Origin of the sequence: Streptomyces sp. NPDC050287 (assembly GCF_044459385.1) — a bacterium.
In the GTDB taxonomy this organism is placed as follows: Bacteria; Actinomycetota; Actinomycetes; order Streptomycetales; family Streptomycetaceae; genus Streptomyces.
Map to the genome: position 1 here is coordinate 347,120 of NZ_JBITIY010000004.1, position 14,437 is coordinate 361,556.

At 71.0% G+C, this 14,437-nt stretch carries 13 protein-coding genes; 5 read left to right on the forward strand and 8 right to left on the reverse strand.

All coding sequences use genetic code 11. From position 1 onward, the window contains the following. Positions 1-52 precede the first annotated feature (52 nt). Both ACIBK3_RS16515 and ACIBK3_RS16520 read right to left on the reverse strand, forming a co-directional pair. A complete protein-coding gene (locus ACIBK3_RS16515) occupies positions 53-1,114 on the reverse strand; it encodes a CU044_5270 family protein (protein ID WP_399366115.1) in 1,062 nt (353 codons plus the stop codon). Next, positions 1,111-1,716 carry an RNA polymerase sigma factor gene (locus ACIBK3_RS16520; RefSeq protein ID WP_399366830.1) on the reverse strand — a complete coding sequence of 202 codons (606 nt, stop codon included), beginning with the start codon at positions 1,714-1,716 and terminating at the stop codon, positions 1,111-1,113. Before ACIBK3_RS16520 ends, ACIBK3_RS16515 begins: the two co-directional genes overlap by 4 nt. A 613-nt stretch (positions 1,717-2,329) precedes the next feature. Here ACIBK3_RS16520 and ACIBK3_RS16525 point away from each other — a divergent pair. Then, positions 2,330-3,406, forward strand: a complete 1,077-nt coding sequence (locus tag ACIBK3_RS16525; RefSeq protein ID WP_399366117.1) for an acyltransferase family protein — start codon at positions 2,330-2,332, stop codon at positions 3,404-3,406. Between the two features lie 8 nt (positions 3,407-3,414). On the opposite strand, the gene ACIBK3_RS16530 is transcribed toward ACIBK3_RS16525, so the two are convergent. Both ACIBK3_RS16530 and ACIBK3_RS16535 read right to left on the reverse strand, forming a co-directional pair. Continuing rightward, the gene (locus ACIBK3_RS16530; RefSeq protein WP_399366119.1) at positions 3,415-4,299 is read right to left on the reverse strand and encodes an LLM class flavin-dependent oxidoreductase; all 885 of its coding nucleotides are present in this window, start codon (positions 4,297-4,299) and stop codon (positions 3,415-3,417) included. 100 nt (positions 4,300-4,399) lie between these two features. After that, on the reverse strand, positions 4,400-5,419 hold the full coding sequence (locus ACIBK3_RS16535) for an aldo/keto reductase (protein WP_399366121.1): 1,020 nt from the start codon (positions 5,417-5,419) through the stop codon (positions 4,400-4,402). 157 nt (positions 5,420-5,576) lie between these two features. Between ACIBK3_RS16535 and ACIBK3_RS16540 the strand changes: the two genes are divergently transcribed. Then, complete coding sequence (locus tag ACIBK3_RS16540) at positions 5,577-6,167, forward strand: TetR/AcrR family transcriptional regulator (RefSeq protein WP_399366123.1); 591 nt, start codon at positions 5,577-5,579, stop codon at positions 6,165-6,167. A 215-nt stretch (positions 6,168-6,382) separates the two neighbouring features. On the opposite strand, the gene ACIBK3_RS16545 is transcribed toward ACIBK3_RS16540, so the two are convergent. Further along, positions 6,383-7,042: a hypothetical protein gene (locus tag ACIBK3_RS16545; protein ID WP_399366125.1), complete on the reverse strand. Its 660-nt coding sequence runs from the start codon at positions 7,040-7,042 to the stop codon at positions 6,383-6,385. Between the two features lie 508 nt (positions 7,043-7,550). Between ACIBK3_RS16545 and ACIBK3_RS16550 the strand changes: the two genes are divergently transcribed. The 3 genes from ACIBK3_RS16550 to ACIBK3_RS16560 all read left to right on the forward strand — a co-directional run bounded on the left by ACIBK3_RS16550 (position 7,551) and on the right by ACIBK3_RS16560 (position 9,898). Continuing rightward, complete coding sequence (locus ACIBK3_RS16550) at positions 7,551-7,685, forward strand: amidase family protein (RefSeq protein ID WP_399366126.1); 135 nt, start codon at positions 7,551-7,553, stop codon at positions 7,683-7,685. A gap of 375 nt (positions 7,686-8,060) precedes the next feature. Next, positions 8,061-8,282, forward strand: a complete 222-nt coding sequence (locus tag ACIBK3_RS16555) for a hypothetical protein (protein ID WP_399366128.1) — start codon at positions 8,061-8,063, stop codon at positions 8,280-8,282. A gap of 674 nt (positions 8,283-8,956) precedes the next feature. Next, positions 8,957-9,898, forward strand: coding sequence for a hypothetical protein (locus tag ACIBK3_RS16560; RefSeq protein WP_399366130.1), 942 nt, complete (start codon positions 8,957-8,959; stop codon positions 9,896-9,898). 273 nt (positions 9,899-10,171) lie between these two features. Here ACIBK3_RS16560 and ACIBK3_RS16565 read toward each other — a convergent pair whose 3' ends face one another. From ACIBK3_RS16565 to ACIBK3_RS16575, 3 genes are all read right to left on the reverse strand, one after another. Further along, the gene (locus ACIBK3_RS16565; RefSeq protein ID WP_399366132.1) at positions 10,172-12,514 is read right to left on the reverse strand and encodes a glycosyl hydrolase family 95 catalytic domain-containing protein; all 2,343 of its coding nucleotides are present in this window, start codon (positions 12,512-12,514) and stop codon (positions 10,172-10,174) included. Between the two features lie 334 nt (positions 12,515-12,848). After that, complete coding sequence (locus tag ACIBK3_RS16570; RefSeq protein WP_399366832.1) at positions 12,849-13,529, reverse strand: TetR/AcrR family transcriptional regulator; 681 nt, start codon at positions 13,527-13,529, stop codon at positions 12,849-12,851. Positions 13,530-13,676: 147 nt separating this feature from the next. After that, on the reverse strand, positions 13,677-14,330 hold the full coding sequence (locus ACIBK3_RS16575; protein ID WP_399366134.1) for a maleylpyruvate isomerase N-terminal domain-containing protein: 654 nt from the start codon (positions 14,328-14,330) through the stop codon (positions 13,677-13,679). Positions 14,331-14,437: the final 107 nt, after the last annotated feature.

Sequence of the window (14,437 nt, forward strand, 5' to 3'; positions counted from 1 at the left end):
GAGGCAGGCGGGCTACGGTCTGCGCCGCAGCACCGCCTCCGGCGGCCGACGGTCAGCTTTGGCTCCCGGTCCTGGTCCGCTCCGCGTCGGTGGGCTGCTGGCCGGCTTTGTCGACGACGGCGTGCTCCAGCACGGCTTCGCTGGACAGCAGGGTCCCGGCCTTTCCGTACGAGCCGTCCTTGGTCAGGTAACTGCGGGAGCCAAGGAAGGCGAAGGTCTTCGCGTCGAAGACCCACTCGGTCCGGATACCGTAGCGCGTGTCGTCTCGGGCGATGCCGAGGCCCTTGCGGCCGATCGCGTCGTGGGCCTGCGGTGCCGGGGTGACGCCCGGGATCTTCGCCGCGGCCCGGTAGAGGGCGGCGGCCGTACGGGGCGGCATCACCCGGCCGATCATGAAGCCGATCTGCTCGAACACCGCCTGGTCGCGTTCCCGGCGGTCGGGTTGCGGGGTGTTGGCGTACAGATACGTCAGCAGCTTGTCGGGGTCGGTGGGCAGCGAGATGAGCCAGCGGTAGGTGGGCCGGCTGATACCGGCCGGAGTGCCGTTGGTGTCACCGAGGTCGGCATTGATGGGGAACGTCGAACCGTTCTCACGGATCAAGCCCTGCTTGCGCAGGGGACCCGGCTCCTGCGAGATCCACCGCTCATAATCCATCAGCGGGCCGAGCACAGCCTTCCCGCTGGCCAGTTCGGCCCCTTGGGTCTTCATTCTGGTGTACACGAACTGGTCGTCGCGCACCGTGAGGTCGGCGTGGGTCTCCGTGGCGGCGGAGATCCGGTCCAGCAGCGCGGCGGCGGGCTGCATGTTCGTGACCGCGCGGTGTGACGCGGTGCCGGCGGGCCCCTGGTCACCGCCGCTCAGCACGATCCCCGCGGTGACCGCGCAGGCCAGGGCCAGAGCGGTGGCGGGCGCCAGGACCGCGGGGCGCAGCAGCCGGCGGGCCGGCCGGGTGGCAGCGACCTGGTCGTGGTCGATGTGGTGCATCAGAAGTTCCTTGTGACGAAGGTGCTGCTCGCGCGGAAGGTCCCAGTCGGCCGGGGCCGGGAGCAGACGGGCGATCTCCTCGCGGTCGCCGTCCGGCTCCGGGGAAGCGCCGGTGGTGTCGTCGTTCATATGAGCTCCTCCCGTACGGGCAGGGCCGCGATCGCGGCCGCACTTGTCATCTCTCCGCGGGCAGTGGGTGGTTCCAGGTCTTCTTCCGCGAGGTGCGCGAGTTTCTTGCGGGCACGCGAAAGGCGGGACCGTACGGTTCCGACCGCGATGCCCAGCGCTTCGGCCGTCTGCTGGTAGTCCAGCCCCGACCACACGCACAGGGCCAGCACCTCCCGCTCCTGGCGCCGCAGCCGCCCCAGCGCGACCTGTACGGCACGCAAGTACCGTGCGTCGTCGATCCGCCCGATGGTCCGGGGCGCGAAGTCCTCCTCCACACGCGGCTGCGGCTGACGCGCCAGGAACAACTGCCGTCGGCGGACTCCCCGGCGGGCGTTGTCCGCCTTGTGGGTGGCGATGCCCAGCAGCCAGGGCAGCAGGGAGCCGCCGTCCTCATGCACCCGGGCGCGGGTCCGCCACGCGGTCAGGAACGTTTCGGACATGATCTCTTCGGCCGTCGACCAGTCGCCCGTCAAGCGCAGCCCATGGTTGTAGACGGCGCGGGCGAACTGCTCGTAGAGCAGGGCGAACGCCTCGCGGTCCCCCTCGCGCACACGGCGGCGCACATCGTTTTCTGAGTCCCTCACGACCACTTCTCTCCGCGACACGGGAGGAGTTCCTGTGGCCTGTGTCACCCACTGGTGCGACCGCAACGCCGTCCACGTCCAGAGGCACATCATAAGAAGGAGACGGCGCTTGGGCGGCGGATGCCGACCCGGGCCGCCGCGACACCAGCCGGCCGGCACCGACCGGTAACCGGGCCGGCGGATCCCGCGGTGAATCAGGCCCGATCCGTTTCCTCAGCTGTCAAACAGTGAACGGGAAGGCCGGTCACAGGGACCGGATGTGTGATCGGGGCACGCGGTCCTCCCGGCCCGCGCGTCGGCGGACTGTTCCCGGTCGTCTCGGATGCCGTCTCAGCGGCGCAGCCGACAGCGCGGGAAAACCAACTCGTGTGACGCACGCGTTTCGGGGTAGCAGGGCCATTTCGAGCGGGCATTCGGCAGGTGAGAAGCAATTCGTTTCATGAGCAGGGCAGCAGGCGTGCCGGTGACAGGCGGCGACGGGGAGACGGAGGCGGAAGGGAAGGCGTCAGGGCATTCCTCCGCGCCGGCGGAAGCGTCGAGACGTGGGGCGTGCGGCCGGGGCTTCCCCTCGGCAGCGGCACGCAGCGGCCGGGTGAGCGGGCTCGACGGCCTGAGAACCGTGGCGGTGGCGATGGTCCTCGTCTACCACGTGGAGCCGGACCTGTTGCCGGGCGGTTCGGTCGCGGTGGACGTCTTCTTCACCATCAGCGGCTTCGTCATCACCCGACTGCTGCTCGCCGAGTACGCCCGCACGGGCGGCATCGAGCTGCGGAGCTTCTACCGAAGGCGCTGGCTGCGCCTGGTCCCCGCCCTGCTTGCGGTCTGCGCCGCGTGCGTCGTGCTGTCGCTGACCACCTCGCTGTGGGCCTTCGAGAACGCCTGGGCGGCTGCCGTGCTGGCAGCGACGTTCGTGGTCAACATCGTGCGCGCCGGGGCGAGCGGCGCGTACTCCGACGTCACCGGACCGTTGGCGCACACCTGGTCGCTCAGCGTGGAGGAGCAGTTCTACCTGTTGTGGCCGCTGGCGTTGCTGTTCCTCCTGCGGCGGTGCCGGGCCCGTACGGTGCTGTGGTGCACGGCGGCGCTGTGCGTGGCCCCGGTGCTGTGGCGGTTCGCCCTGTGGAACCCGGACGCCGCGCACCGGATCTACAACGGCACGGACACCCGCGCCGACCAGTTGCTCGCCGGCGCCCTGGTGGCCGTGGTGCTGGCCCGGCTGCGGGCCGGCGATCCCCGTCTGGAGCAGTTGCGCCGCTGGGCCGGCCGGCTGGCCTGGCCGGCGCTCGGCCTGCTGCTGCTGACCGCGTGGCAGGTACCGGTCACCGGCGACTCGGGTGTCTGGACCGCCACCTGGTACACCGTCGGTCTCCTGATGGTGGCGACGGTGTCCGCCACGCTCGTCACGGGACTCGAACTCCGCCCGGACGCACGGCTGTCACGAGCACTCTCCCTGGCACCGCTCGCCTGGGTGGGCCGCAACCTCAGCTACGGCATCTACCTGTGGCACTACCCCGTCGTCCGCCTGCTGGCCTCCCTCGGCGTGACGGACGGACGGCTGTCGACCACGATCGTGCTGACCACCGTCATGGCCCTGCTGTCGTACGCGCTCATCGAGATGCCGTTTCTCCGTCAAGGCCGCCGGCTGCGCCAGTCGGCGGCACGCGCGTGAACCAGCCGCTACCGGGCCCGGGTGCCGATGAGTTCGTCGGTGACCCACCGTGCGACATCGGCGGGGTAGGGCGTCGGCAGTCCGAGGACGATGTGCCGGAAGCCGGCGTCGACCGCCTCGTCGATCGCGTGCCGGGTGACGCCGGGCCGGTCGTAGAAGACCGGCAGATGGATCGAGCGGGTGACCGAGGCGGGATCGCGGCCGATCTCTCTGCAGTAGCGGTCCAGCAGTGCGCTGCGACGTGGGACGTCGTCGATGTCGCCACCCGGGATGTTCCACAGGTCGGCGTGTTCGGCGACCACGCGCAGCGTCGCGGACGAGCGTCCGCCGATGAGGATCGGCGGGTGGGGGCGCTGGACGGGTTTGGGGTTGCCGAACGCTCCGGTGAGGTGGTGGTAGGTGCCGTGGAAGTCGAACGGCTTGTCCTCGGTCCACAGCCGCCGGATCAGCGTGCAGGCCTCGGCGAGGCTGCCCACGGCGTGCGCTGAGTCGTGGAAGGGCAGGCCGTGTGCCGCGTACTCACGCCGGGCCAGGGGGTGGTCGGGGCGTGAGCCGACGCCGATGCCGAAGTCGAGCCGTCCACCGGAGACGATGTCGACGGTCGTGGCGATCTTGGCCAGCATCGCGGGCGGCCGGAACCGGTTACTGCTCACCAGCACGCCGAGCCGCAGTCGTCGGGTCCGGGCGGCGAGGGCCGAGAGCAGTGTCCAGCCCTCGTAGGCCGGTCCGTCCAGGTCGCCTCCGATCGGCATGAGGTGATCGAACAGCCAGGCGTGCTCGATCTCGGGGATCGCGTCCGCCTCGCGCCAGACCCGCAGGACGTCGTGGTAGTCCACCTGTTGGGGGGCGGTCATGATCCCGAAGCGGGGTGGGGGTGGGAGTGGGGGTGCCATGAGTTGTTGTCCTTTCGACCCCGGCGGCGCGCGGGCTGGGGCGCGCTGCCGAGGTTCAGTCGGAATGTACGTACGAACGTGGCGGCCGTACCTCGGGCGGTCAGCGGCGCCGCAGTGCCGCGTCGAGCAGCGCGGGCGGAGTGTCGAACTTCTCGTCCGCGGCGAGGTCGGTGCCGGGGGCCACGATCGCGTCGATCGCGTCGAGTATGTCGGCGGAGAGCACGGTGTCCGCGGCGGCGAGCTGTGAGTGCAGGTGGTCCAGGGTGCGGGGGCCGATGAGCGCGCTGGTGACGGCGGGATGCGCGGTCACGAATCCGAGCGCGAGCTGGATCATGGTCAGGCCGGCCTCGTCGGCGACCTTGGCCAACTGCTCCACGGCGTCCAGCCGGGCCCGGTTGGCGGGGATGGAGGTGTCGAAGCGTTGCGGCATGACCGTCGAACGGCTGGTGGTGATGGACCGCCCCTCGCGGATCGCGCCCGACAGCCAGCCCGAGGCCAGCGGGCTCCATGCCAGCACGCCGAGCCCGTACTCCTCGGTGACGGGCAGCACGTGGGTCTCGACTCCGCGCTGCAGGATCGAGTAGCTGGGCTGTTCGGTGACGTAACGGCTCAGGTGGTGCTCGCGCGCGGCCCACTGGGCCTGCACGATGCGGTAGGCCGGGAAGGTCGAGGAGCCGAAGTGCCGGATCTTTCCGGCGCGCTGCAGGTCGGTCAGTGCCGACAGGGTCTCCTCGTCGCTGGTGCGCGGGTCCCATCGGTGGATCTGGTAGAGGTCGACGTGGTCCACACCGAGACGGCGCAGGCTGTTGTCCAGCTCGGTGACCAGCCAACGGCGCGAACTGCCTTGGTGGTTGCGCTCGTCACCCATGGGCAGGCCCGCCTTCGTGGCCAGCACGATGTCGTCGCGGCGGCCGGCGATGGCCTTGCCGACCATTTCCTCCGACTCGCCGTTGCCGTACATGTCGGCGGTGTCGATGAGGTTGACGCCGCCCTCGAGAGCGGCGTCGACGATGGCGGTGGCCTCGTCCTGGGTGGTGCGCCCGATCGCGCCGAAGTTCATCGCGCCGAGCGCGAGGGCGCTGACCTGCACACCGGTGCGGCCCAAGGTGCGGTACTGCATGACTGTGTTCCTCCAGTGCGGACGAAGCGTGGTGTCGACGGGGTCGCTTGGTTCTCGGCTTCCGCTCTGGCATCATGAACACAAGCGGAACCACGTTCCGGAACGATACGGAACGTCGTTCCGTTTGGCAAGCGGCAGGGTTGGAGGGAGCGGCGAGGTGAACGGCAGCAACGAGGACGCGGGGCGCGCGGCACCGTCCAAGCGGGCGGACGCCCGGCGCAACAAGGAGACTCTGCTCGACGCGGCCGCCTCGGTCTTCGTCACGTCAGGCGTGCACGCGCCGGTTCGCGACATCGCGGCCAAGGCCGGCGTCGGACTGGGTACGATCTACCGCCACTTCCCGACGCGGGCGGACCTCATCATCGCCGTCTACCGGCACCAGGTGGAGGCCTGCGCCGAAGCGGGTCCGGCCCTGCTGGCGAGCAGCGCGACTCCGCACGCCGCGCTGGGGCAGTGGATCAACCTCTTCGTCGACTTCCTGGTCACCAAGCACGGGCTCGCCGCCGTGCTGCACTCCGACGACGCCGGCTTCGACACGCTGCACGGCTACTTCCTCGACCGGCTCGTGCCCGTGTGCGCCCAGCTGCTCGAAGCCGCGGCTGCCGCCGGGGAGATCCGCTCCGACCTGGGAGCCTACGAACTCATGCGCGGCGTCGGGAACCTCTGCATCGGCGCGGACAGCGATCCCCGCTACGACGCCCGTCGGCTGGTCGAACTCCTCATCGCAGGGCTGCGCCGAACGGACTGACCGGACTGACCGACGGCCGGGCAGCCGACACCGGCCGGCCGCCCGGGACCGCGATCAGCGCGGAGCGCGGACGGCGGGCCGCACGCAGGCCCGCGGCGAAGTCGTCGGCGCGGCTGGATGAACCGGCCCGTGGTGCCGAACCCGCCGGGCAGCCGGTCGGTGCTCGACCCGACCGGACAGGGGTCGGACGTCGACGTGCGGGGCGGACTCGATGGTCAGCCGATGCACACCACGAGCAGGCAGATCTCGGTCGGCGAGGTCGTGGCGGGCGAGGTGCTCGTCTGCGGCGTCCCTGAACCCGTTCCACCCGTTCCGCTGTTGCCGCCGGTGCCGCCCGTTCCATCGTTACCGCCGCTCCCACTGGTGCCGGCTCCGCCCGTGGTCGCGGGGGGCGGCGTCTGCGTGGGCTGCGTGACCGTCGTATGCGCCGGGTCGGTGCGGTCGGATGTCCTCGTGCCGGACGACTGAGCGGTGGACTTCCGCTGCGGATTCGATCCCGCCGCCGTACGCGGCGCCGCGGTGGCGTCCGGCTGAGCGCTCGGCGTGCTGCGCAGCGATTCGGTGGCATACCGCCCGCGCGCGAGGTCGGGGGCGGACGGCTGTGCGGTCGGTGTGGGCGAGGAGCGCGGTCCGTCGGGCTGCCGCGAGGCCGGGCGGGCGTCCTGCAGGGTCTGTTCCTCGAGGGTGCCCATGCCAGGGTCCTCGGGCCCCGCGGCTGCCTGTGTCCGGTCGCCGGACTGCCGGTCCATCGAGGCCAGGGTGATGCCGCCGCCGACCAGCGCGACGGCGGTCGCGACCACGGCCCGGCGCTGGTTCTTCTTCCAGCGGGCGCGCTGGCGACGCCGTGCCGCCCGCCCTTCCGGCAAGGCCGCCACGCCGTCAAGATCGCCGGATGCGTCGGCTGGGGGTGCGCTCTCCACGCGGCCGGCCCCGACCGCCGTCCCGTCACCGGGTCGCCCGTCGTGCCGTGCGCTCCAGCCCGAGGACTCCGACGCGGCCCCCGCGCTCCACGACGCCCTGTCAGCCGGAGCCACCCCGAGGGCGACGTCGGCGGCGACCGGAGCGATGTCCGGAGCGTACGCACCGCAACCGGGGCACACCAGGGCACCGTTGAGATACCTACGACACGAGGAGCAGTAGTCCATCTGCGGTCTTTCTGAGTTGGCGCGCCGTCGACCTGCGAGAGTTGCTACTCGGTCACGTTCGCATGGGGGATCGAACCGTCAGCAACACTAACGACGCCTTCGCAAGGCCATGTGCAGTCCGTGTGAGGCTCGTGCAGGGATTCTCGGTACTCGCGTGTGGGCCGTACGCAGCCAGGCACCCGCCCGCGAAGCCGTCCGCGAGGGTCCGGCTGTGCTACCGCCCCCTGTGGGCGTGTGAATGTGTGGACGCGCCGCGGCAGCCGCCGCGGCCAACCTGCGTGCCGCCGGGATCGGTACCGGGACCAACGGTTCGATCGTCGACCCGGCCTCGGAGAACCGCGTGGTCGGGGTGAAACCGACGTCGGACCGGTAAGGCGTGGTGGTGTGATCCCCCGGTGCGCCGAGCCAGGACAGTGCCGGCCCGAGCGCACGCACGGTCCGCGACGCCGCGATCGTGCCCGGCACGCTGGCCGGGATCGACGCCCGCGATCCGGCGACCTAGGCGAGCCGCGCGACCCTGCTCCGCCTCGCGTACGCCTACGAGCAGGCCGGCGGCGTCCGTCGACCACCCACCTACCGCACTCCCGGCGTCGCCTTCTGGCATGATCACGGGAAGGTGGCCGGAGTCCGGGATGGGCGCCTCCGTCCGGATTCCTCCAGACCGGCGGGCGGAGAATGTTCGCGGATCGATCACAACAAGAGGGCAACGCGTCGGTCGTGTCGATCCAGCAGGCGCATACTGGTGACAATGACAAAGTCACCCATGCCCAAGCGTCATCTGCCGACCAGCCCCTTCCTGGCTCCGGTCGCGCCAACTCCCAAGCAGTTCACTGTCGGAAGCCGGGTCACGCACGATGTGTACGGTCTCGGCCGGGTGACCGCCATCGAGGAGGGGGTTGCCGTCCTCGTCGATTTCGGTTCGCTCCAGGCACGGATCGTGAGTCCGTACACCAAGTTGACCAATCTTTGAGGTCCGCTGCGCCTGCACGATCGAGGCGCAGCGGGCAGTCACCCGCTTCCGGGCCCTGAACCGGCCCGTTCGCACCACACGCCTCTGCTTGGCGTGCTCGCAACGAAGGTGAGACCTCCCATCGACACGACCTCGCTGTTCTCCGACCCGGAGCAGGCCCCTCTCCACGCCACGACGGAATCGCCGCCTCCGGAGAGGAACCCCTTTCAGGCTCCGGATGTGCAGGAGGAGACCGTCCACGTGCCCGCCACCGCCGCTCCGGTGCCCGGTACCGTGACCCGACCGCACCGTCCCCGTACTCCGGCGGACCGGTGATCGCTCCCGGAGGCCCCTTCGGGACATGATCGCTGTGCCGCTCCAGCGGAGGGCTTCACCGCCGGTGTGAGGAAACCGCCGCGTGTGATCGGCCGGGTCGGCGGACGGAACCCGCGTCCTGCTGCTCTCCCCGCCCAGCTCCTCCACCTGTGGGGCTCTGTGAGCGTGCGGATGCGTCTGCGTGCGGCCCCGGCCGGTGAGGGCCCTGGTCGGACTGCGAAGAGGAAGAGGGGCGTGAAGGGCGGTCGGTCGTCCACGCGGCGAAGGCCCTGACGCCGGATCGCCTCCCTGATCAGCAGCGTACGTACGGCGGCGCGCCCGAGGTGCACGGTGGCCGGACAGCGTGGAGTCTGAGGACCATGCAGCGCAGGCGTGGTCGGGACAGCACAGGACACGACGTGGAGGCAGCCCTCGACGAGCTGTACACCATGCCACCGCCCGGCTTCGTCGCCCGCCGGGAAGAGCTGGCGGCCGCGGCCAAGGCGGCAGGCCGCGTGGAGGAGGCCCGTCTCATCCACGCCGCCCGACGGCCCACCCTCGCCGCATGGGCGGCAAACCTGCTGCTGCGCTCCCGGCCGCAGGAGAGCGGGCGCTTCCTGGAACTCGGGCAGGCCTTGCGCGGGGCCTACCAGTCCCTGGACTCCGACGGGATCAGGAAACTGTCCGACCAGTCCCGAGGTGTCGTCGCCGCACTGTCCCGGCAGGCGGCCCAGCTGGCGCGGCAAGCAGGCCACCCCCTGTCGGACACGGCGCAGCAGGACGTGGACACCACCCTGCGCGCCGTACTGGCCGATCAGGACGCCGCCGGCCAATGGGCCACCGGCCGGCTGGTGGGTGCCCTCACCCCGCCGTCGACGTTCCCCTCGCCGACCGCCCCAGCCGCCGGCGCGCGCAAACCGTCCAGGACGAGGTCCACGTCACCCCCACCGACATCGCCACCGTCGGCGCGGGCGCGGGCGAAGGACGAGCTCGCCGAGCGGCGCCGCCGACGGCAGGAGGAAATCGCCCAGGCCGAAGAGGCAGCCAAGGCGGCCGAACAGCGCCTCCGTGACCAGCACGCGGCACAGGCGGACGCCGACGCCGGGCTGCGGCAGGCACGCGACCGGCGTGACGAGGCCCACCGGCAGGTGCTCGCTGCCGAGCGGCAACTGGAGCAGGTTCGCCAGGAGCTCCAGCGGGCGGAACGGGAACAGCGGGAAGCCGAGGACCGGCGCCGGGCGGCCGCCGACGCCCTGGCCCAGGCCGAACAGACGGCACGTGTGACCGCCCAGAAGGTCACGCGCCTGAGGCCCGTTCAATAAGAGCCCTTACGGTCATGTACGCGGCGTATGCGACAGGCATTTCGTCCCGCGCTCAACTGCTGGAGGCATGCTCCCGTCAATCGGTGCGGCAGGGTCGGCGGCGCTCGCAGCCCGCGCCCCTGGATGTGCCGTCCGTACGATCAGCCGAACCCGGCCGCGCCGGGGCCGTCGCCTCGGTCCTCGCCAGCCCGGCGGCCACCGTGACCACCGCGAGCGTCACAGGGATCGCGCTGTCGGAGCGGGTGATCAGGGGCGTGGTGTCGGAGCGGGCGGTCAGCCGGGCAGCCCCCACCGCGGCGCTTCCTCGTTCGGCTCGACCGGCGCGATCCGCAGGTCCGGACGGTCGCCCTTGGCGGTGATGAGCGCCGAGTCGCCCTTGCGCAGGGCGACTCGGATCGCGCCCTCACCCACGGACTCGTACCGCAGCCGGCGTCCGCTGTCGTCCCGTACCTCTATCGGGCCCGTGATGCCATGCCGTACGACGCAGGGGGCGCCCGCCTCGCTGACCAGCCGGACCCAGCGGGTCACTCCGTCCTCGCGTACGGCACTGAGCAGGAACGCCCCCTGGGTACGGAAGTCGTGCACGGTCAGATCCCTCCACGCGGCGGGCAGCGCGGGGAAGACGCGGATGATGCCGCCCCAGGACTGGCAGACCATGTCGTGCAGGGACTGGGCGGCCGAGAGGGGGGTCTCGATGACCGGCCCCGACTCCTTGTACATGGTGTTGGGCTGGATGAAGCGGGTCATCAGCTGGCCGAGGTAGCTGAGCGCGTCCTCGCCCTTGCCGAGCAGCGCCGACATCGAGGCCGCGCCCGTGAACGTATAGCCCTGGAGGGCGCCTTCGAAACCCACCCAGTGGGCCAGTGACTTCTCGATCAGGGCTTTCTCGTCGGGCGTACGGCCGGTCAGTTCGTACAGCGGGTACACGGCCAGGAGGTGCGAGTAGTGGCGGTGCGACTTCGCGAAGGGGATGTCCGCGCCGATCATGAATCCGTTGTCGTCGGTCGGATACGCGACCCGTTTGGCGAGGACCTCGCGCCAGCGCGGCGCCGACTCGTCGTCGATGCCGAGGACTTCGGCGGATTCGAGGAGGGTGCGGCAGCCCCACGTCAGCAGCATCAGGTCGTAGTTGCAGTCCCGCGAGTCGCCGCCGTACTCGGGCGAGAAGGTGGCCGGCAGGTGCAGTTTGCCGTCGGCGCCCGGCTCCAGGAAGTGCAGGTAGTAGTTGATCGCCTTGCGCAGGAGGGGGAAGAGGACGTCGCGGAGGATGGACTCGTCCATCGTGTGGCGGTAACTGAGCCAGACGTTGTGCAGGGCCCAGGTGAGGTTGCCGACCTCGGGGGTCGGCGGGTTCTGGCCGGGGATGCCGACGCCGTAGCCCAGGGCGGGCTCCGTCGGGCCGCCGTTGACCAGCGAGGCGTCGGTGGTGCGCGGGATGCCCAGCGAGTCGGCGCGGTAGGGGGCCGCCACCTCCGCCTTGAGGTTGTCCCGGAACTCGCTCAACGCTCGTGTGACCGCGTCGAGTTCGAGGTGGTTGGAGCCGTGGATCAGCCAGTACTCCAACTGCACGTTCAGGTTCCACCAGGTCGCCGGCCACGGGGTGGGCTCCAGCCAGGGGCCGCTGGTGGCCATCGGGGGCGCGTCGCGCCGGGCGGCGGACGCCGTCTTGTACAGCTGGATCCAGTAGAAGCGCTGCATGCGCGCATCGGGCAGCGAGAGGAAACTCTTCCGGTAGAAGGCGTGCCACCAGGCGCGATGCGCCACGGCCAGCAGGTCGTACGGAAGTTTCGAGGCGTCCCGGACCGCGGCGAGGGCCCGTCCGAGCGCCGTCGACTTCGGATACGAGTGCGCGACATGGGCGTACAGCGTCCGCGTACCACCCCGTGTGCGCTCCCACCACGCGGTGACGTGCTGTCCGCCGGACAGCAGCGGCTGTACGGCGGCGCGGATGCCGTCGTGCTCGCCGGTCTCGGCGGGCGGGTTGGGTTCGTAGCCCGTCGGCAGTGGCCGGAACGCGGCGCGCGGGCTGATCGCCTCCGCCGGGTGGAACACCCACGCGAAGTCACGCTCGCCCTCGGTCGGTGTCACCTCGACGGCCAGTACGGAGCGGGAGTTGTGCACCAGGGCACGGATCGTGAGGGTGCCCCGGTCGGTGGTGAGTGTGCCGGTCAGCTCGGCGTCGTGCAGCCCGAGGCGCCAGTCCAGGCCGGTGATCGTGCCCACCGGCTCCAGCGTGAAGTGGCCGATCGGCAGCCGCGCGAGCCCGAAGAGCGAGCCGAACTGCGGGCGGTGGTCCTGGACTTCGGTGTGCTGCACGTTGAAGCGGACGGCCTGGACGGTGTCGGCGTCGGCGCCCGGTTCGGCGTAGATTCCCGAACCGAGAAAGCCGTTGCCCAGATACGGTCCCTCGTACCAGGTCTTCGGCATCCGCTGCCAGACCAGGTCGGCGTCGTCGAGAACGGTGCGCCAGGGATCGGATCCGGCCTCGGCCGCGGTCGCCGCTCCGGCCGGAGCGGGCAGGCCGCCCACGAGCAGTGTCCCGCCGAGCGCGGAGCCGGTGGCAAGCACCGTACGTCGGGACGGACGGCTGGAACGACGGCTGGACGGGCTGGGCATCACGCCTCCTGGCGGCTCGTACGTCGCGCGAGATTCATCGGAGCTATTTCAAGTGCGCAAAGTAGAGACAGCAAGGCATGCCGTCAACAATCTCGTCAATAATCAGGGAGAGATCCGAGGTGTTGAGCGCGTACCTTCCTCCGTGAGGCACGTACGGGACACATGGCGGACTCGCCCCGCACGCGGGGCCCGCCGGGGGCCCTTCCGCTCGCAGGGGCAAGGGGACCATGAGCCCGAAGTGAGCGCGCGGGTCGAGCAGCCGCGCGCCGCGGAGACCTGGCGCAGGTCGCCCGACGGGGGTGGTCGCTCCCCTGGGCGACGCCGCGAGGAGCGGTCAGGGGTTGGGCGCGCGGTGCGGGCCCAACCCCCGCAGGACGCCGTCGAGTTGAGTGGCGCCGAGCGCGGGAGCGGGGAGCGGGGGGAGTGCCGGGGAGGCACGCAGGCCGTCCAGGAGCAGGCTGAGGGGACGGCGCCAGGCGTCCGGAGCCACCTGCTCGGCCAGAGAGGGAACGGCGCGTCCCAGGGCGGCCAGCGCGAACAGGACGTCCTCGACAGTGGCGTCCGCACGTACGGTCCCCTGCTCACGACCGCGCTCCAGCAGGAACTCCACCGTCTCCCGGTTGTGCGCGTGGACGGCCCGCAGGGTCTCGACACCCTCCACATGGGTGGTCATCAGGTCGTTCGCGCCGCGGTCGGCTGCCAGGACCTCGAAGACGGAGTACAGGTAGGCGGTCAGTCCGGCCCAGGCGTCCGCTGCGGCCCGTGCCCGTTCGCCGGCGGCCATCGTGTCCGTGAGGAGACTTCCGAAGACGGTGTCGACGAGCGCGGCACGACTGGGGAAGTGGCGGTAGAGCGTCGCGTTGCCGACCCCGGCCCGGCGGGCGATGACGTCCAGTGGCGCTTCGAGGCCCTGCTCCGTGAACACCTCGTGGGCCGCCGCGACCAGGAGTTCCTGGTTGCGCCGGGCATCGCGCCGCCGTACCGGTGCGCCCGTGCTGTCACCGCCGGCCGTCATCATCACCCTCCGCCCTTCCGGGGAGCCTTCCCCGGAAGGGATGTTACCGTCGGGACCTGACTGGCAACGACGAGGTCAGATCGCTGACAGCCGGCGCGGTTTCGAACGGGACGGGCGTCCGGCGTCCGCGCTGTCGTCGACGACCGGTCAGCCCAGGACGAGCGGGAGCTTGCCGGCCCACTCCCCCAGTTCGCCCCTCTCCCCTTCGGTCGGGGCACGCCGTCCGGTACCGATCAGCAGCGCGTCCTTGTCGGAGAACGAGGCGGGGAACGCCGTACCGGCGATCTTCTCCAGCAGCTCGCGTGACCGGGCGAGGGCCTCGGCCGGTGGTTCCGCGGCGTCCGGGAGGTGCGCGATCAGGTCGAGATGGTGCAGCGCCCACTCCAGGACGTACGCGCCGAGGTAGTCGCCCGCGGTGAGCACCACGTCGCGAGTGCCGACCCGGGCGGCGGGGTTCGCGAGCGCGGCGGCACGGCCGGCGGCGGAACCGACGTCGTCGAGGTGGAACTTGAGCAGCCACGGCTCTTCGTACGCGGCGGCCATGCGGACGGTCAGCGCGTCGAGCGGATCGTCGCCGGTCGGGGCTCGGACGATGTTCCAGTAGGTCGCCGCGTCCCGCGTCGGTTCCGTTCCGGCCGGCGTGACGAGAGTGATCAGGACGTCCTGAGCGTCGATGATCAGATGGCACACCAGGTCCCGCACGAGCCAGCCGGTGCAGCCGGACGGCAGCGCGAAGGCCTCGTCCGGGAGGTCGGCGACCGTCGTGCGCAACGCGGCCCACGAGCGTGAGAAGAGATTCACGGCAGGGTGTGAGGAGAGATTCACGGCCGCAAGCTAGCAGCGACGGGTCCTGGTTGCGAGGGATTTCGCCCGGCCCTCGGACCTCGCCCGGACCACGTCGATCGTGT

Excerpts from the sequence above, each read along its gene's own strand:
- ACIBK3_RS16530 (WP_399366119.1), bottom strand. The coding sequence starts at position 4,299 with ATGGCACCCCCACTCCCACCCCCACCCCGCTTCGGGATCATGACCGCC.
- ACIBK3_RS16515 (WP_399366115.1), bottom strand. The coding sequence starts at position 1,114 with ATGAACGACGACACCACCGGCGCTTCCCCGGAGCCGGACGGCGACCGC.
- ACIBK3_RS16570 (WP_399366832.1), bottom strand. The coding sequence starts at position 13,529 with ATGACGGCCGGCGGTGACAGCACGGGCGCACCGGTACGGCGGCGCGAT.
- ACIBK3_RS16550 (WP_399366126.1), top strand. The coding sequence starts at position 7,551 with ATGTGTGGACGCGCCGCGGCAGCCGCCGCGGCCAACCTGCGTGCCGCC.
- ACIBK3_RS16535 (WP_399366121.1), bottom strand. The coding sequence starts at position 5,419 with ATGCAGTACCGCACCTTGGGCCGCACCGGTGTGCAGGTCAGCGCCCTC.
- ACIBK3_RS16555 (WP_399366128.1), top strand. The coding sequence starts at position 8,061 with ATGACAAAGTCACCCATGCCCAAGCGTCATCTGCCGACCAGCCCCTTC.
- ACIBK3_RS16565 (WP_399366132.1), bottom strand. The coding sequence starts at position 12,514 with ATGCCCAGCCCGTCCAGCCGTCGTTCCAGCCGTCCGTCCCGACGTACG.
- ACIBK3_RS16560 (WP_399366130.1), top strand. The coding sequence starts at position 8,957 with ATGCAGCGCAGGCGTGGTCGGGACAGCACAGGACACGACGTGGAGGCA.